The 17,038-nt window shown below is 68.4% G+C and carries 16 protein-coding genes; all 16 read right to left on the bottom strand.

From position 1 onward, the window contains the following. Positions 1-7 precede the first annotated feature (7 nt). A complete protein-coding gene (locus tag ACFSCV_RS03110; protein ID WP_378796915.1) occupies positions 8-1,600 on the bottom strand; it encodes a GMC oxidoreductase in 1,593 nt (530 codons plus the stop codon). Further along, positions 1,597-2,748, bottom strand: a complete 1,152-nt coding sequence (locus ACFSCV_RS03115) for an acyltransferase family protein (RefSeq protein ID WP_378796917.1) — start codon at positions 2,746-2,748, stop codon at positions 1,597-1,599. Before ACFSCV_RS03115 ends, ACFSCV_RS03110 begins: the two co-directional genes overlap by 4 nt. 627 nt (positions 2,749-3,375) lie before the next feature. Next, on the bottom strand, positions 3,376-3,654 hold the full coding sequence (locus ACFSCV_RS03120) for a DUF1467 family protein (RefSeq protein ID WP_378796919.1): 279 nt from the start codon (positions 3,652-3,654) through the stop codon (positions 3,376-3,378). After that, positions 3,651-4,055 carry a methylmalonyl-CoA epimerase gene (gene mce, locus ACFSCV_RS03125; RefSeq protein ID WP_378796921.1) on the bottom strand — a complete coding sequence of 135 codons (405 nt, stop codon included), beginning with the start codon at positions 4,053-4,055 and terminating at the stop codon, positions 3,651-3,653. Before mce ends, ACFSCV_RS03120 begins: the two co-directional genes overlap by 4 nt. Positions 4,056-4,209: 154 nt before the next feature. Next, complete coding sequence (locus ACFSCV_RS03130) at positions 4,210-5,874, bottom strand: ribonuclease J (RefSeq protein WP_378796923.1); 1,665 nt, start codon at positions 5,872-5,874, stop codon at positions 4,210-4,212. Positions 5,875-5,882: 8 nt separating this feature from the next. Continuing rightward, positions 5,883-6,680, bottom strand: coding sequence for a biotin--[acetyl-CoA-carboxylase] ligase (locus ACFSCV_RS03135; RefSeq protein WP_378796925.1), 798 nt, complete (start codon positions 6,678-6,680; stop codon positions 5,883-5,885). A gap of 2 nt (positions 6,681-6,682) precedes the next feature. Next, entirely contained in the window at positions 6,683-8,116 is a 1,434-nt protein-coding gene (nuoN, locus tag ACFSCV_RS03140; RefSeq protein WP_378796927.1) for an NADH-quinone oxidoreductase subunit NuoN, read from the bottom strand. Between the two features lie 178 nt (positions 8,117-8,294). Next, positions 8,295-9,809, bottom strand: a complete 1,515-nt coding sequence (locus ACFSCV_RS03145) for an NADH-quinone oxidoreductase subunit M (protein WP_378796929.1) — start codon at positions 9,807-9,809, stop codon at positions 8,295-8,297. Between the two features lie 4 nt (positions 9,810-9,813). Continuing rightward, positions 9,814-11,916, bottom strand: coding sequence for an NADH-quinone oxidoreductase subunit L (gene nuoL / locus ACFSCV_RS03150; protein ID WP_378796931.1), 2,103 nt, complete (start codon positions 11,914-11,916; stop codon positions 9,814-9,816). Between the two features lie 28 nt (positions 11,917-11,944). Next, positions 11,945-12,253, bottom strand: a complete 309-nt coding sequence (gene nuoK / locus ACFSCV_RS03155) for an NADH-quinone oxidoreductase subunit NuoK (RefSeq protein WP_271201703.1) — start codon at positions 12,251-12,253, stop codon at positions 11,945-11,947. Between the two features lie 2 nt (positions 12,254-12,255). Then, on the bottom strand, positions 12,256-12,885 hold the full coding sequence (locus tag ACFSCV_RS03160) for an NADH-quinone oxidoreductase subunit J (RefSeq protein ID WP_378796933.1): 630 nt from the start codon (positions 12,883-12,885) through the stop codon (positions 12,256-12,258). Between the two features lie 51 nt (positions 12,886-12,936). Next, positions 12,937-13,425 (bottom strand): NADH-quinone oxidoreductase subunit NuoI, encoded by a 489-nt coding sequence (nuoI, locus tag ACFSCV_RS03165; RefSeq protein WP_271204224.1) that lies wholly within the window; start codon positions 13,423-13,425, stop codon positions 12,937-12,939. A 30-nt stretch (positions 13,426-13,455) separates the two neighbouring features. Next, positions 13,456-13,650, bottom strand: coding sequence for a hypothetical protein (locus tag ACFSCV_RS03170; protein ID WP_378796935.1), 195 nt, complete (start codon positions 13,648-13,650; stop codon positions 13,456-13,458). A gap of 35 nt (positions 13,651-13,685) precedes the next feature. After that, on the bottom strand, positions 13,686-13,946 hold the full coding sequence (locus ACFSCV_RS03175) for a hypothetical protein (protein WP_378796936.1): 261 nt from the start codon (positions 13,944-13,946) through the stop codon (positions 13,686-13,688). Then, positions 13,943-14,950: an NADH-quinone oxidoreductase subunit NuoH gene (nuoH, locus tag ACFSCV_RS03180; protein WP_378796938.1), complete on the bottom strand. Its 1,008-nt coding sequence runs from the start codon at positions 14,948-14,950 to the stop codon at positions 13,943-13,945. The genes ACFSCV_RS03175 and nuoH overlap by 4 nt, the downstream gene beginning before the upstream one ends. Positions 14,951-14,953: 3 nt before the next feature. Further along, a complete protein-coding gene (gene nuoG, locus ACFSCV_RS03185) occupies positions 14,954-17,032 on the bottom strand; it encodes an NADH-quinone oxidoreductase subunit NuoG (RefSeq protein ID WP_378796940.1) in 2,079 nt (692 codons plus the stop codon). Positions 17,033-17,038 lie beyond the last annotated feature (6 nt).

The raw sequence follows: 17,038 nt of genomic DNA on the forward strand, positions 1-17,038 counted from the left end.
CCTCAGGTCACGCGAGGGTCGCCGAGAGATGCTCGGCGAGCCGGATGGCGAGCGCCGTGATCGTCAGCGTGGGGTTGGCGCAGCCGGCGGTCGTGAACACCGAGCTGCCGGCCATGTAGAGGTTCCCGACCGAGTGCAGCCGGCAGTTGGCGTCGACCACGCCGCGCTTCGGGTCGGCGTGCATGCGCGTCGTGCCCATATGGTGGTAGCCGGAGAAGGCGATGTCGTGGTCCGGTGGTTCCGAGATGCCGAGCCGCATGCGGCCGAGGCCGGCGGCGCCGAGCTGCTCGCCGATGAACTGGTGCGTGCGCCGCAGCCTGAGCAGGTCCTCGTCGGTCACGCGCCAGTCCAGCGCCACGCGCTGGAAGCCGAGCGGGTCGACCTCGTCGATCAGCGTGACCCGGCTGTCGGGATTGGGAGACTGCTCCGCGTCCTGGCGCAGCTTGAACGCCACCGGCTTCGAGCGCGGCTTCACCTTCCGCATCACGTGGCGATAGGCGCCCGTGGTCACGCGGCCCAGATCGTCGACCACCTCGCAGTAGCGCTCGCCGAACCGCTCCGGAACGCGGCCATGCGCGAACGCCTTCACCATCTCCGAAAAGGCGATCCAGCCGTAATCGCGGAACTCGTCGTTGAAGGTCTCGTCTTCGAACTGGGGAATAAGGAAAGCGGCGTTGTTGTTGAGGCCGCGGGCGACGATCTCGTCCGGCGCGATCTTCAGGCCGAAGTTCAGCACCGTGTCGCCGATGGTGTGTTGCTCCTCGTAGAGCGTCGCGTCGACCTCGTCCTCGAGCGCGACCAGCGTGGTCTCGATCGTCATGTGGTCGGTGTAATAGCGGCCGACCAGACCGTTCTCGTTGCCAAGCCCCTCCGCCCGCTGCTTGCGGCAGTTCAGCAGGATGCGCGCGTTCTCGACGCCGCCGCAGGCGATGACGAAGCGGTTGGCCCTGACGCTGACGGAATGGCCGTCCAGCGAGCGCGCCTCGATCCGCTCGACGGCGGAGCCGGCGGCGTCCAGCGCGATGTCGACGAGATTGGCGTGCAGCCAGCAGGAAATCTTCGGCTCGGCCCGCACCGTCTCCATGTACTTCAGCGCGAAGCGGGTGGGCGGGCTCTGCTGGTAGACGGTGGTGAACACCTTGGTCGGGTCGAGCGGCAGCGCCGGTCCCGGCGCGTTCGGCCGCCAGTAGTCGAAGTCGTAGCGGTAGGGTCCGAGGTCGAGATAGGGCTGCGCCCGGGCATAGAACGGATCGAGATCGGCGCGGCGGATCGGCCAGCCGTGGTCCGGCATGTCCGGGCGCGGCGTGAAATCGACGGGGTCGAGGGGCGCGCACATCCCGGTCCAATGTCCGGAGGTGCCGCCGAACTGCCGGAGCCGCGACGCGGCGACGTCGATGTTCTGGTGGCCGGTGATCCGGCCTTCGTAGAGCGCCTGGCTCGCCTCTTCGTAGTGCTCGCCGCCGGATTCGAGCAGGACGACCTGCCGCCCCTTTTTCGCGAGCTCCAGCGCCAGCGTGACGCCCGCAGGCCCCGAGCCGACGACGCAGACGTCTCCCGTCAATTCCGCCGGGGCCTCGCCCGAACGCAGATCGGCAATCATATCCGCATCCCGCTTGCGCGCGCGCGCCGCGCCGCCTGGGCTCGCGCCAGTCTTTCGACAACCCACATGAAGCCCGCGCGGCCGGGCTTTTCGACGATGGCGTATGTCACCACGGAAACCCCGAGCGTCACGAAGGGCACGCACACGCCGACCACCGCCCGCTCGCCGAGCGTGCGCGCGAAGCCGAAGTGCTCCGCCCCCGTGAACAGCACCATGATGACAATCGCGTGGGTCAGGTAGATCGAATAGGACAGGTCTCCCAGCCATATCAGCGTGCGGTTGCGCAGCACGCCGGGCTCGGCCCAGGTGGCGCGCGACGCGAGCGCCGCGACCAGCACGAGCATCGGAGGCCACAGCGCGTCGTAAGGCGCGTTGAGCGCGATCAGCACGCCGCAGGCCGCGAACACGCCGACGATGACGAGCGCGTAGATCCGCGGCGTCATCGCGAGCAGCTTCGGCTCGTCGTCGAAGATGCGGCGAAGCAGGATGCCGGCCAGGAACGACGGCAGCAGCCGCAGAGCGCCGCCGTCGAAGGTGAGGGTCACGAGGTCGAGGCGCAGCAGCACGTGCGACCCGACGGAGCAGACCGCGAACAGGGCGAGGCTGAGTGCGAGACGCCGCGCGGTGCCGCGCACGCGGTCGGCCGCGGCGAGGTACAGCGGGATCATCAGATAGGCGATCCACTCGGCGCTGACGGACCAGGACGGCCAGTTCCAGGCGAGATCCGGCGTCGTCCAGGCCGAGTGGAGCATCAGCGCCGTCATGGCGAAGCTCGCCGCGTCGTGGGTCGCCTCCGGCGTCACTCCGACGATGCGCCCGGCCACCACCAAGGCCAGCACGCAGGCGAGCGTGAACAGATGCAGCGGCCACAGCCGCGCGAGCCTTCGGATCAGGAACTCGCCGTGCCGGAACCGGCCCTCGCGCCACGGCCCGTCATACATATGCGCCAGCACGAAACCGCTGAGCACGAAGAAGAAGTCGACGATGACGCGGCTGTACTCGATCGCGGCGGGCAGCGCGTAGTGGCCCTTCAGCACGGTGGCGTAGCTGTGCGCGAGCACGACCCAGACGGCGGCGACGCCGCGCGTGGAGACCAGCTCGGGCAGCAGCATGCCTGGCGTGAAGCGTCTCGGCGTTTCGGTCGTCATGCCATCGCGTCCCCACGACGGGCCTGTCCGCGCCGTCGCCACGAGAAGAAGACGCTACGCGCAAATCCTTTAACGTCCCGCTCCCGGATCGTGGCGTTTTCAGCGCTTTGCAGGCGGCCTGCGCACGCTTCCGCGCCGATCTCGGATGACGGCTTGACGACGGCGGAGAACGGGAGCACAGTTTTCCCGTCAACAACGAACACGGAGGTCTAAGAAAATGACTCCGCCGAAGCGTGTAGACAGACCAGACTGAGACGCATCCGGAGCGTCCCGAGCCTGGAACAACACAATTTAGCTGACTTTAGCGACACTGCGACGCGAAGAACGTCGAGAGATATTTCTGTCGAAGATCGGAACGACAGGAGAGCTTACGTTCTAGACTAAGCAGGCCGCATGAGAGCAGATCGAAAGCTCGACGGGTTCGGACACGCCGAACGCCCCTCGCGGGCCGGCTCTCACACGATGGAACCCGCGTCTTCGACGAACAGAAACGCCTCGACGGTTCGGCCGTTCGGGGCGTTTCTTGTTTCGGGGGCGCCGCGCAAGGCGCGTTCAGCCGCGCCGGAAAGCCGTCGGGCTTCGTGCGGACAGGACGTCGACCGGCAGCGCGCAGCGAGCCCGCGCGCCTCACACCGCCTTGTATTTCGGGAGCAGAGGCACGTCGTCGAGGCTGAACAGGTCCTGCGTCAGCACCCACATCACGATCAGGAACACGACCGTCGTGACCACGGTGTTGATCAGGACAAGCCGTTTCAGCGGCATGCGCGCCGGGGCGCCGGCCTCGCTGCCGGGCACGACCTCACCGGCCTCCGCCTGGCTGCGGCCGGCGAAGGGGAGCGTCGCGAACAGCGCGATCCACCAGATCACGAAGTAGATCGCGACCCAGCTGACGATCGGGAAGATCACGCCTGCTCGAGCTCCACCAGCGTGCCGAGCATGTCCTTCGGATGCAGGAACAGCACCGGCTTGCCATGGGCGCCGATCTTCGGCTCGCCGGAGCCGAGCACGCGCGCGCCCTCCGCCTTCAGCCGGTCGCGGGCGGCGAGGATGTCGTCGACCTCGTAGCAGACGTGATGGATGCCGCCGGCCGGCGCGCGGTCGAGGAAGGCCTGAATCGGCGAGCCCTCGCCCAGCGGCTCAAGCAGCTCGATCTTGGTGTTGGGCAGCTCGATGAACACCACCGTCACGCCATGGTCCGGCTGCGGCGTCGCCTCGGTCACCGTGGCGCCGAGCGTGTCGCGATAGATCGCGGTCGCGGCCGCGAGGTCCGGCACGGCGATGGCGACATGGTTCAGGCGGCCGATCATCTGCTTCGCTCCGTCATCCCGGCGGAGCGGCGGAGCCGCGAACAGCCGAGATCGTGATCAGGATCAAGCGCCTGCCGACGGGCGGCCCCCGGCTCTCCGCTCATCGCTTCGGCCGGGATGACGCGCTGCGGCGGCGGGCGCTCCTAGCGCTCGCTCATACCCCCACCACGCTGACGTGGCATATTGGCTTTTTGCCCCATACCGTCTGGAGCTCGCCGCGCACCGCGCGCTCGATCGCCTTCTCTACAAGGCCGTGGTCGCGGCGCTTCTGGCGCGGCAGGCTGTCGAGGCAGTCGAGCACCGTGTCGCGCAGCACCTCCGGCATGGAGGTGCCCTCGTCGTCGCGCGGCGGCAGGCCGGCGAAGCGCACGGAGACGTCGCCGGATAGATCCCCGCGCTCGTCGAAGGCGAGCGCGATCGAGACGACGCCGGCGAAGGCGAGGCGGCGGCGCTCGCCGATGGTCGGCTCGGTGGCGAAGATCATCACCTTGCCGTCCTTGAGCATGCGCCCGTTGACGACGTCGTCGACGATCTCCGTCGGACCGCCCGCGAGCCGCACCACGTCGCCGTTGCGGATGCGCACGACCTTCGGCACGCCGATCGACTTGGCGAAATCGGCGTGGCCGTCGAGATGCATCTCCTCGCCATGCACCGGCGCCAGCACCTTCGGCTTGAGCCAGCCATAGAGCATGGCGAGCTCCTCCTGCCGCGGATGGCCGGAGACATGCACGAAATGGGTGCGATCGGTGATGACCTCGGCGCCGCCCTCGATCAGCTTGTTGATGATGCGGCCGACCGCCTTCTCGTTGCCGGGAATGGCGCGCGACGAGAAGATCACGCGGTCGCCCTTGGCGAGGGTTACTTCGGGATGGTCGCCCTCGGAGACGCGGGCGAGCGCTGCGCGCGGCTCGCCCTGGCTGCCGGTCATCAGCGCCACCACCTTGTTGCGCGGCAGATAGCCGAAGGCGTCGGGACTCAGGAAGTCCGGAATGCCTTCGAGGTAGCCGAGTTCGCGGGCGACCTCGGTCGCGCGCGCCATGGCGCGGCCGACCAGCACCACCTGCCGGTCGGCGGCGAGCGCAGCGTCCGCGACCGCGCGCAGGCGTCCGACATTGGACGCGAAGGTCGTCACCGCCACGCGGCCGGGCGCGGTCTTGATCAGCCCGGCGAGGCTCGCGGCCACCTCGGACTCCGAGCGCGAGATGCCCTCGCGCAGCGCGTTGGTGGAATCGCCGACGATGGCGGCGACGCCCTCCTCGCCGATCGCGCGGAAACGCGCCTCGTCGGTCGGGCGGCCGAGCACCGGCGTGCGGTCGATCTTCCAGTCGCCGGTGTGCACCACCGTGCCGACCGGCGTACGGATCGCGAGCGCGGTCGATTCGGGGATCGAATGGGCGACCGGCACCAGCTCGACGTCGAACGGCCCGACATTGAAGCGCGAACCTTCCGCGACCACGCGCACGTCGATCCGCGGCGCCTCGCGCTCGGCGGCGCGCTTGGCGTCCAGCAGGCCCGCCGCGAAGGGCGTGGCGTAGACCGGGCATTTGAGCTGCGGCCAGAGGTCCAGCAGAGCGCCGTAATGATCCTCATGGGCGTGGGTGAGGATGATCGCCTCGATCGCCGCGCCTTGCGCCTTCGCGAAGCGGATGTCGGGCATGATCAGATCGACGCCCGGCGTGGTGACGGGGTCGCCGAAGGTCACCCCGCAATCGACCATCAGCCAACGCCGCTTGCGACCCTCGCCCAGCCCGTAGAGGCCGGCGTTCATGCCGATCTCCCCGACGCCGCCGAGGGGTACGAAAACCAGATCCTGCGCCATTCCCGCCCTTATTCCCGGACCGTCGCCGCGGTTCCGAAATGCACCTCGCCGGCCGCGATCGCGACGGACGTCCCGTCAGGGGCTCGTAGCACGAGCCGCCCCTCGTCATCGATCTTTTCGAACACGCCGCGCGCGACCCGGCCTCCGAGGTCCACCGAGACCGCCGAGCCGAGCCCCGCGGCCCGCGCCATCCAGCCTTTTCGCACCTGCGCGAAGCCGCGCCCTTCGTCCCATGTCTCGAACCACGCCGCGAAGGCGTCCGTCAACGCGACGAAAAGCTGTTCCGCCGTGGCGACGTCCCCTCGGCCGCTCAGCGAGACCGCCGAATAGGGCAGGCCTTCGGGCGCCACCGCCACATTGACGCCGACGCCGACGACCACGTTCACCCGCCCGGGCGTCGAGACGTCGGCCTCGAGCAGGATGCCGGCGAGCTTGGCGCCGTCGACGATCACGTCGTTCGGCCATTTCAGCTCAGGCCTCGTCGTGGGCAAGGCGAGTGAGGGGGCGACGGCGCGCAGCGCCTGCTCGAGCGCGAGTCCGGCGACGAATCCGAGGGTGGCCGCGACCGACGGGGACACGCCAAGCGTGACGCCGAAGCTCGCCGCGAGATTGCCGCGGCCGGTGGACCACGTCCGTCCGCGCCGGCCGCGGCCGGCGGTCTGCGCGCGGGCGACGACCCAGACCGGCCCCCTGCCCTCGCGCGCGAGGCCCATGGCCTCGGCGTTGGTCGAACCGACCGTGTCGTAGGCCTGAAGCGCGCAGCCGGCCGCGACGGCCCGGGAGCCGAGGGCGAAGCCCGGCTCCACGCTCAGAACAGCGACTGGGCGGCTGCGGACGCGGCGGCGGTGAGCGGGCCGGGATAGACGAAGTAGAGCAGCGTGAAGCCGCCCGCGACCGTCAGCACCGCCCGCGCCCCGAGCGTCATCGGTTCGAAGGCGACGGTTGGCTCGTCGAAGTAAATGATCTTGACGATGCGCAGATAGTAGAAGGCGCCCACCACCGAGAGCACGAAGCCCGCAACCGCCAGCGGATAGAGCCCGGCGTTCACCGCGGCGTAGAACACGTAGAACTTGGCGAAGAAGCCCGCGAACGGCGGAATGCCGGCGAGCGAGAACAGGATCATCGCCAGCACGAAGGCCATGGCGGGCTTGGTCCGCGAAAGGCCCGCGAGGTCGGAGACGTTCTCCAGGTAGGAGCCGTCCTTCAGCCGCATCGACAGGATGCAGGCGAAGGCGCCAAGCGTCATCGCGACGTAGATCGCGAGATAGATCATGACGCCGCGCACGCCCTCGGGCGTGCCGGCGGCGAGACCGACCAGCGCGTAGCCCATGTGGCCGATCGAGGAATAGGCCATCAGGCGCTTGAAGTTCGTCTGGCCGATCGCGGCGAAGGAGCCGAGCGCCATCGAGGCGATCGCCACGAACACCACCACCTGCCGCCACTCGGTCGTGACCGAGGGGAACGCCTCCATGATCACGCGCACGAACATCGCCATGGCCGCGACCTTGGTGGCGGAGGCGAAGAAGGCGGTGATCGGCGTCGGCGCGCCCTCGTAGACGTCCGGCGTCCACATATGGAACGGCACGGCCGAGACCTTGAAGGCGAAGCCGGAGATCAAAAACACCACGCCGAAGATCAGCCCGAGCGAGGCCTCGCCCGACTTCAGCGCCTCGGCGATGTCTGCGAAGCCGACCGCGCCGGTGGAGCCGTAGACCAGCGAAGCGCCGTAGAGCAGCATGCCCGACGACAGCGCGCCGAGCACGAAGTACTTCAGGCCGGCCTCGGTGGAGCGCACGTCGTCGCGGTTGATGGCGGCGATGACGTAGAGCGCGAGCGACTGCAGCTCTAGGCCGAGATAGAGCGCGATCAGGTCGTGCGCCGAGATCATCAGCATCATGCCAAGCGTCGCGAGCACGACGAGGATGGCGTATTCGAAGCGGGCGAACTTGAGCCGCTCCATGTAGTCGAACGACAGCAGCAGCGCCGCGAAGGCGCCGATGAGCGCCACGAGCTTCATGAAGCGGGCGAAGCCGTCGAGCACGAAGCCGCCGCTGAACGTCACGGCGTCCGGAGCGATCGTCACCGCTACGCCCGCCGCGGCGAGCAGCGCGAGCGCAAGCGCGTTCACCAGCCGTGTGGAGCGGTCGCCCATCACCGCGCCGACCAGCACGAGGGCGAGCGCTCCGACCGCAAGGATGATCTCCGGCAACGCGGGCGCGAGCGAGGGCAAGGTGGCGTCCATGGTCAGCAGCCTTGATCGAAGTTTCGCTGGCGCGTCGGAACACGCGCGCCGTCATGCCCGGCGAAGCCGGGTATCCACGACTTGAATGTCAAGCGCCGCCCGAAGTCGGGGATACCCGCGCGAAGGCGCGGGCATGACGTTGAGAAGATGGCTGGGCCTTCTTGCATCCGACGCCGCATCACCGCCCCACCAACGCGGCGGCCTTGCCGGCGCTTTCGATGGCGGCGGTCGTCTGCTGCAGCAGGCCGTCGATGGAGGCGGCGGAGAAGTCGATCACCGGCGCCGGCCACACGCCGAACAGGATCGTCAGCGCGATGAGCGGCGCGAGCAGCACGACCTCCTTGCGGGACAGGTCCGGGATCGCGGCGAGGTCCGGCTTGTCGAGGGGGCCCAGCACCACGCGGCGATAGAGCCAGAGCGCGTAGCCCGCCGACAGGATGACGCCGGTGGTGGCGAACAGCGCGACCCAGGTGTTGGCGCGGAACGCGCCCATCAGCGTCAGGAACTCGCCCACGAAGCCCGATGTGCCGGGCAGGCCCACATTCGCCATGGTGAAGACGAGGAAGGCCGCTGCGTACCACGGCATGCGGTTCACAAGGCCGCCGAAGGCCTTGATCTCGCGGGTGTGCAGCCGGTCGTAGACCACGCCGACGCAGAGGAACAGCGCGCCGGACACGACGCCGTGGCTGATCATCTGGAACACCGCGCCCTGCACGCCCTGCTCGTTCAGCGCGAAGATGCCCATGGTGACGAAGCCCATATGCGCCACCGAGGAGTAGGCGATGAGCTTCTTCACGTCCTCCTGCATCAGCGCCACCAGCGAGGTGTAGATGATGGCTACGACGGAGAGCGCGAACACGAAGGGCGCGAAATACTCCGACGCCAGCGGGAACATGGGAAGCGAGAAGCGCAGGAAGCCGTAGCCGCCCATCTTCAGCAGGATGCCGGCAAGGATGACGGAGCCCGCGGTCGGCGCCTCCACATGGGCGTCCGGCAGCCAGGTGTGCACCGGCCACATCGGCATCTTCACCGCGAAGGAGGCGAAGAAGCCGAGCCACAGCCACCACTGCATGTCGGCCGGGAACTTGTAGGCGAGCAGCGCCACGATGTCGGTGGTGCCGGCCGTCCCGTACATCGCAAGGATGCCGACCAGCATCAGCAGCGAGCCGAGCAGCGTGTAGAGGAAGAACTTGAAGCTCGCGTAGACCCGGCGCGGGCCGCCCCAGATGCCGATGATGAGGAACATCGGGATCAGGCCGGCTTCGAAGAACAGGTAGAACAGCACCATGTCGAGCGCGCAGAACACGCCGATCATGAGCGTCTCGAGCACCAGGAAGGCGATCATGTACTCCTTCACCCGGTGGGTGATGGAGGTCCAGGACGCCAGGATGCAGAACGGCATCAGGAAGGCGGTCAGCACCACGAAGGGCGCCGAGATGCCGTCCACGCCGAGCTTGTAGGTGATCGAGCCGCCGAGCCATTCGGCCTGCTCCACGAACTGGAAGCCGGGCGCGGCGTAGTCGAACTTCGCCCACAGCACGAGCGAGACGACGAAATTCACCACCGTCGTCCAGAGCGCGACATGCTTGACGTTGCGGAGGCTCGCCTCGTCGTTCCCGCGGATCACCAGCAGGAAGAACACGCCGACGAGCGGCAGGAACGTCAGCAGCGAGAGGATGGGCCAGCCGGTCATAGCCTCACAGCCCCCGCATCAGGAACCAGGTGAACAGGGCCGCGACGCCGATCAGCATCGCGAAGGCGTAGTGGTAGACGTAGCCGGTCTGCAGGCGGACGACGCGGTTAGTAACGTCGATCACCCGAGCGGAAACGCCGTCCGGCCCGAGGCCGTCGATGATCCGTACGTCGCCGGTCTTCCAGAGGAAGCGGCCGATCCACTTCGCGGGACGCGTGAAGATGAGGTCGTAAAGCTCGTCGAAGTACCACTTGTTGAGCAGGAACTCGTAGAGCATCCGGTGCCGCTGGGCGATCGCGGCGGGGATGTGCGGGCTGCGGATGTAGAGCAGCCAGGCGAGCCCGAAGCCGATCACCATCATCACGAAGGGCGACCAGATCACCCAGCCGGGCACCTCGTGCATGTGGTGCAGGATCTCGTTGTGCTCGCCCACGAACAGAGCGCCGTTCCAGAACGCGTCGTGCTTGTCGCCGATGAAGCGCGACTTGAACACGAGGCCCGCGAACAGCGCGCCGACGCCCAGCACCAGCAGCGGCACCGTCATCACGCGCGGGCTCTCGTGCACGTGGCTCATGGTCTCGAGCGACGCGCGCGGCTCGCCGTGGAACGTCAGGAAGATCAGGCGCCACGAGTAGAACGAGGTCAGCAGCGCCGCGAGCACGGTGAGCGTGAAGGCGTACATGCCCGCGCTCGTATGCGCCGCGTAGGCCGCCTCGATCACCGCGTCCTTCGAGAAATAGCCGGCGGTCAGCGGGAAGCCGGTCAGCGCCAGCGTGCCGATCACCATCATCCAGTAGGTCAGCGGGATCAGCCGGCGCAGTCCGCCCATCTTCCGCATGTCCTGCTCGTGGTGCATCGCGTGGATGACCGAGCCGCTCCCGAGGAACAGCAGCGCCTTGAAGAAGGCGTGCGTGAACAGGTGGAACACCGCGACGCCATAGGCCCCGACGCCGAGCGCGACGAACATGTAGCCGAGCTGCGAGCAGGTGGAGTAGGCGATCACGCGCTTGATGTCGTTCTGCACCAGGCCGACGGTCGCTGCGAAGATCGCGGTGGTGGCGCCCACATAGGTGATGACGGTCAGCGCGTCCGGCGCGTGCTCGTAGATCGGCGACATGCGCGCCACCAGCACGATGCCCGCCGTCACCATGGTGGCGGCGTGGATCAGCGCGGAGACCGGCGTCGGGCCCTCCATCGCGTCCGGCAGCCACGTGTGCAGGCCGAGCTGGGCCGACTTGCCCATCGCGCCCATGAACAGCAGCAGCCCGATCACGGTCAGCGCGTGCCAGTCGTGGCCGAGGAAATGGATCGACTTGTCCGCGGCGCCGGGAACGTCCGCGAAGATGGTCGCGAACTGGACGCTGTCGAACACGACATAGGTCGCGAAGATGCCGAGCAGGAAGCCGAAATCGCCGACGCGGTTGACGACGAAGGCCTTGATGGCGGCAGCGTTCGCGGAGGGCTTCTGGTACCAGAAGCCGATCAGCAGGTAGCTCGCGAGGCCGACGCCCTCCCAGCCGAAGAACAGCTGCACGAGGTTGTCCGCCGTCACCAGCATGAGCATCATGAAGGTGAAGAGCGAGAGGTAGCCGAAGAACCGCGGACGATGCGGATCCTCGTGCATGTAGCCGATCGAATAGAGGTGCACGAGCGCCGAGACCGACGTCACGACCACCAGCATGACGGCCGTCAGCGTGTCGACGCGGAACGCCCAGTCGATCGCGAGGCTGCCCGAGGAGATCCAGCGCAGCACGGTGACATGGGCGTCGTTGCCCGACAGCCCGACGTCGATGAAGGCGATCCACGACAGCAGCGCCGAGACCATCAGCAGGCCGGTGGTGACCAGCTCAGCGAGGCGCGACCCCTGCGCCGCCGGCTCGACCGGGCCATGGCCGTGGTCGTCATGCCCGTGGTCGTCGTGGGCGTGGGCGCCGTGGCCGTGCGCGTCATGATGCGCGGCGTGGCCATGGGAGCCGTGGTCGTGCGCGTGGTGGAACGCGTCGACGGGACCGACGGCACCGGGATGGCGCTTGCGGGCGCCGGCGAGCGCGATGACACCGGCGAGGATCGCGCCGAGAAGGGGGAGAAAGACGATCAGATGGTACATCAGCGGTCCGTCGGAGCCTGGAAGCCCCTCACCCCTTCATCCGGTTGATGTCTTCGACCGCGATCGTGCCGCGGTTGCGGAAGTAGACGACGAGGATGGCGAGGCCGATCGCGGCTTCGGCCGCAGCGACCGTGAGCACGAACAGCGCGAACACCTGGCCCTTGAGGTCGCCGATGTGGGTGGAGAACGCCACCAGGTTGATGTTCACGGCGAGCAAGATGAGCTCGACCGACATCAGGATGACGATGACGTTCTTGCGGTTGAGGAAGATGCCGAGCACGCCGAGCGTGAACAGGATCGCCGCGACCGTGAGGTAATGCCCGAGACCGATCGCCATGGTCAGACCCCCGTCTCCGAAAGGCCCTGCCCCGGCCGCACCTTGACGACCTCGATCGCGGTCGCGGGCCCCCGCGCCACCTGGGTCGCGATATCCTGCCGCTTCACGCCGGCGCGGCGTTCGCGCAGCGTCAGCACGATCGCGCCGATCATGGCGGTGAGCAGCACGAGGCCGGCCGCCTGGAACAGCAGAAGGTGCTCGGTGTAGAGCACGCGGCCGAGCGCCTCGGCGTTGGTGATGTCGTCCGGGATCGGCGCCTTCGCGACCACGGTCTGCGGCGCGCCGCCCGCGCCCCAGGTCCCGACCACCAGCACCAGCTCGGCCAGAACGATCAGGCCCACCAGCGCGCCGACCGGCAGGTACTGCAGGAAGCCGTCCCGCAGTTCGGCGAAGTCGACGTCCAGCATCATGGTCACGAACATGAACAGCACCGCGACCGCGCCGACATAGACGACCACGAGGATCATCGCGAGGAACTCGGCCCCCATCAGCACGAACAGGCCGGCCGCGTTCACGAAGGCGAGGATCAGGAACAGCACCGAATGCACGGGGTTCTTCGACGAGATCACCATGAAGGCGGAAGCGACGGTCACGCCCGCGAACAGGTAGAAGAACAGCGGGGCGAGGCTCATGCGCGAAGGTCCTTGCGCGGAAGTTCAGTGCGGCGGGTCATCGTGCGGGCCTCACCGATACGGCGCGTCGAGCGCGATGCGGCGGGCGATCTCGCGCTCCCAGCGGTCGCCGTTCGCGAGCAGGCGCTCCTTGTCGTAGTAGAGCTCCTCGCGGGTCTCGGTCGCGAACTCGAAGTTCGGCCCCTCGACGATGGCGTCCACGGGACACGCCTCCTGGCAGAAGCCGCAGTAGATGCACTTCACCATGTCGATGTCGTAGCGGGTCGTGCGGCGCGTGCCGTCGTTGCGGCGCGGGCCCGCCTCGATGGTGATGGCCTGCGCCGGGCAGATCGCCTCGCACAGCTTGCACGCGATGCAGCGCTCTTCGCCGTTGGGGTAGCGGCGCAGGGCGTGCTCCCCCCGGAAGCGCGGCGAAATCGCGCCCTTCTCGAAGGGGTAGTTGATGGTCGCCTTCGGCCGGAAGAAATAGCGCATCGACAGAAAGAACGCCGACACGAACTCCTTCAGGAACAGCGAGCGGGCCGCTTGATCGAGCCGCATCTCAACCCTCGTTTCGTTTGCGAGCCGTCATCAGCCCGCCAGCAATTCCGCCGCCACGTAGCCCACGACCGCGATCTCCACGATCGTCGTGACGATGACGATCGGACCGGCGAGCCGGCGGACCGTCGTGAATTTCGCGGCGTCCTCGGAGGACGCCTTTTCCATCTGCCGGTCGAGCCCGGCGTTGATCGCCTTCGCGCCGAGCCAGCCAAGAACGGCGCCCACGAGCGCGCCAAGAAGGCCCCCGGCCGCGCCGGGGCTCATCCCGCAGCGCGTCCAGCCCAGATCGAATAACCGATCACCCCCCCAACCCCGCCGAACACCAGCGGGACAAGGTACCGGTAGACGAGCCGAGTGATCCGCTCGAGCTGGACAGGATCCCCGAACGGCGCACGCAGACGTCCCGCTTCCGCCGCAGCCTTCTGGCTCCGGAGCGCGATCGGCAGGCCGAACCGCGCGCCGCCAAGACCGACGGCGACGCCGGCAACGGCCCCGAGGATGCAGGCCAGAACGGCGCTCACGGCGCCCAGCCCGTGAACTGCAGCACGCCGGCCACGATCACGACCATGGCGAGCGAGATCGGCAGGAACACCTTCCAGCCGAGCCGCATGAGCTGGTCATAGCGGTAGCGGGGCACGAAGGCCTTCACCATGGCGAACATGAAGAACACCAGGCACATCTTGGCCACGAACCAGATCACGCCCGGGATCCAGGTGAAGGGCGCGAACGGGATCGGAGACAGCCAGCCGCCGAGGAACAGGATCGTCGTCAGCGCGCACATGGTCATGATCGCCACGTACTCGCCGAGCATGAACAGCAGATAGGGCGTCGAGCCGTACTCGGTCATGAAGCCGGCGACGAGCTCGGACTCCGCTTCCGGAAGGTCGAAGGGCGGGCGGTTGGTCTCGGCGAGCGCCGAGATGAAGAACACCACGAACATCGGGAACAGCGGCAGCCAGTACCAGCCGAAGACGCCGGCTGCGGTGTCCTGCGCGCGCACGATGTCGGAGAGGTTGAGCGAGCCGACGCAGAGCAGCACGCAGATGATCACGAAGCCGATCGAGACCTCGTAGGACACCATCTGCGCGGCCGAGCGCAGCGCGCCGAGGAAGGGGTACTTCGAGTTCGACGCCCAGCCGCCCATGATGACGCCGTAGACGCCGAGCGACGAGATCGCGAACACATAGAGGATGCCGACATTGAGGTCGGCGATCGCCCAGCCGTCGGCGAGCGGGATCACCGCCCATGCGGCGAGCGCGAGGAAGCAAGTGACGAGCGGCGCGAGCAGGAACACGCCCTTGTTCGCGCTCGACGGGATCACCGGCTCCTTCAGCACGAACTTCAGCAGGTCGGCGAAGGACTGCAGCAGGCCGAACGGACCGACAACGTTGGGCCCGCGGCGGAGCTGCACCGCCGCCCAGACCTTGCGGTCGGCCAGCAGGATGTAGGCGATGAACACCAGCAGCGCGACGAGCAGCGCCACGCTCTGGAGCAGGATCAGCAGGACCTGGAGGAACGTTTCCACGACTTACTCCGCAGCCTGCGCCAGCGAACCGCGCTTCAGCGCGCTCATCTCGGCCATGATGGCGGAGGCGCGCGCGATCGGGTTCGTCAGGTGGAAGTCCGGGACCGCGTTGACGAAGGCGTCGCCCGACAGCGCGCCGCCGCGAGAGGCGAGCGCCGCGAGGTCCGCCGGGTCGCCGGCCGCGATCTGGTCCACGGCCGCGAAATGCGGGTGCGCCCGGTAGAGCGCGGCCCGGAGCTGCGCCAGCGAGTCGTAGGGCAGCCGGGCGCCGAGCGCGTCGGAAAGCGCGCGCAGGATCGCCCAGTCCTCGCGGCCTTCGCCGGGTGGGAAGGTGGCGCGGTTCGCGACCTGCACGCGGCCTTCCGTGTTCACATAGGTCCCAGATTTCTCCACATAGGCGGCGCCGGGCAGGATCACGTCGGCGCGGTGCGCGCCGCGATCGCCGTGGGTGCCGAGATAGACCACGAAGGCGCCCGGAGCGACGTCGATCTCGTCGGCGCCCAGCAGGAACGCCACGTCGAGCCCGCCGGGAGCGGCCATCTCGGCCGCGGTCTTCCCGCCCTCCCCCGGAACGAAGCCGAGATCGAGCGCGCCGACGCGCGAGGCCGCGGCGTGCAACACCGACAGGCCGTTCCAGCCGGCCTCGACGTTCGCGCCGGAGGCGAGCTTCGCCGCGGCGGCGAGCACGGCGAGGCCGTCGGCCCGCGCCAGCGCGCCGGCGCCGACGATCACGAGCGGACGGACGGCGCCGGCCAGCACGTCGGCGAAGCCGCTCTTGCCTTCGAACAGTTCCATCAAGCTCCCGGTCCCGGCGCCGAGATGCTCCGCGCCGTAAGTGAGGTCCGCGCGCTCGCCGACGAGGCCGACGCGCAGAGCGCCCTGCCGCCAGCGCTTGCGGATGCGGGCGTTCAGCACCGGCGCCTCGAGCCGCGGGTTGGTTCCGATCAGCAGGATGGCGTCCGCGCGGTCGACGCCGGCGACCGTCGCGTTGAACAGGTAGCTCGCGCGGCCGAGCGCGGGATCGAGCGCCGAGCCGTCCTGGCGGCAGTCGAGGTTCGTCACCCCGAGCCGACCGAACAGGTCCTTGAGCGCGAAAATTTCTTCGACGGCGGCCAGGTCGCCGACGATCGCGCCGACGCGGCTCCTGTCGGCGCCCTTGACCTTCTCGGCGACCTTGGCCAGCGCCTCCGGCCAGGAGGCGGGGCGCAGGCGGCCGTTCTCACGCACGTAAGGCCGGTCGAGCCGCTGGGTCCGCAGTCCGTCCCAGATGAAGCGGGTCTTGTCGGAGATCCACTCCTCATTCACGTCCTCGTTCACACGCGGCAGGATGCGCATGACCTCGCGGCCGCGGGCGTCGACCCGGATCGCCGAGCCGAGCGCGTCCATCACGTCGATGGACTCGGTCTTCGAGAGCTCCCACGGGCGCGCCTGAAAGGCGTAGGGCTTCGAGGTCAGCGCGCCGACCGGGCACAGGTCGATCACGTTGCCCTGCAGCTCCGACGACATCGCGTGCTCGAGATAGGTCGTGATCTCCATGTCCTCGCCGCGGCCGATCGCGCCCATCTCGGACACGCCGGCGACCTCCGCCACGAAGCGGACGCAGCGCGTGCAGTGGATGCAGCGCGTCATCGTCGTCTTCACGAGCGGGCCGATGTACTTGTCCTCGACCGCGCGCTTGTTCTCGTGGAAGCGCGAGCCCGAGACGCCATAGGCCATGGCCTGGTCCTGCAGGTCGCACTCACCGCCCTGGTCGCAGATGGGGCAGTCCAGCGGGTGGTTGATGAGCAGGAACTCCATCACCCCCTCGCGCGCCTTTTTCACCATCGGCGAGCGGGTGGAGACGACCGGCGGCTCGCCGTTCGGGCCGGGGCGCAGGTCGCGCACGCCCATGGCGCAGGAGGCCACCGGCTTGGGCGGCCCGCCCTTCACCTCGACGAGGCACATGCGGCAGTTGCCGGCGATCGAGAGCCGCTCGTGGTAGCAGAAGCGCGGAATCTCCGCGCCCGCCGCCTCGCAGGCCTGCAGGATGGTGTATTCGGCCGGGACGTCGACCTCGGCGCCGTCGACGATGATCTTGGTCATCTCGTC

The organism is Methylopila henanensis, from assembly GCF_042681025.1.
Lineage (GTDB): Bacteria > Pseudomonadota > Alphaproteobacteria > Rhizobiales > Methylopilaceae > Methylopila > Methylopila henanensis.

Coding starts and splice junctions, on each gene's coding strand:
- ACFSCV_RS03110 (WP_378796915.1), bottom strand. CDS start 1,600: ATGATTGCCGATCTGCGTTCGGGCGAGGCCCCGGCGGAATTGACGGGA.
- ACFSCV_RS03115 (WP_378796917.1), bottom strand. CDS start 2,748: ATGACGACCGAAACGCCGAGACGCTTCACGCCAGGCATGCTGCTGCCC.
- mce (WP_378796921.1), bottom strand. CDS start 4,055: ATGATCGGCCGCCTGAACCATGTCGCCATCGCCGTGCCGGACCTCGCG.
- ACFSCV_RS03130 (WP_378796923.1), bottom strand. CDS start 5,874: ATGGCGCAGGATCTGGTTTTCGTACCCCTCGGCGGCGTCGGGGAGATC.
- nuoN (WP_378796927.1), bottom strand. CDS start 8,116: ATGGACGCCACCTTGCCCTCGCTCGCGCCCGCGTTGCCGGAGATCATC.
- ACFSCV_RS03145 (WP_378796929.1), bottom strand. CDS start 9,809: ATGACCGGCTGGCCCATCCTCTCGCTGCTGACGTTCCTGCCGCTCGTC.
- nuoL (WP_378796931.1), bottom strand. CDS start 11,916: ATGTACCATCTGATCGTCTTTCTCCCCCTTCTCGGCGCGATCCTCGCC.
- nuoK (WP_271201703.1), bottom strand. CDS start 12,253: ATGGCGATCGGTCTCGGGCATTACCTCACGGTCGCGGCGATCCTGTTC.
- ACFSCV_RS03160 (WP_378796933.1), bottom strand. CDS start 12,885: ATGAGCCTCGCCCCGCTGTTCTTCTACCTGTTCGCGGGCGTGACCGTC.
- nuoI (WP_271204224.1), bottom strand. CDS start 13,425: ATGCGGCTCGATCAAGCGGCCCGCTCGCTGTTCCTGAAGGAGTTCGTG.
- nuoG (WP_378796940.1), bottom strand. CDS start 17,032: ATGACCAAGATCATCGTCGACGGCGCCGAGGTCGACGTCCCGGCCGAA.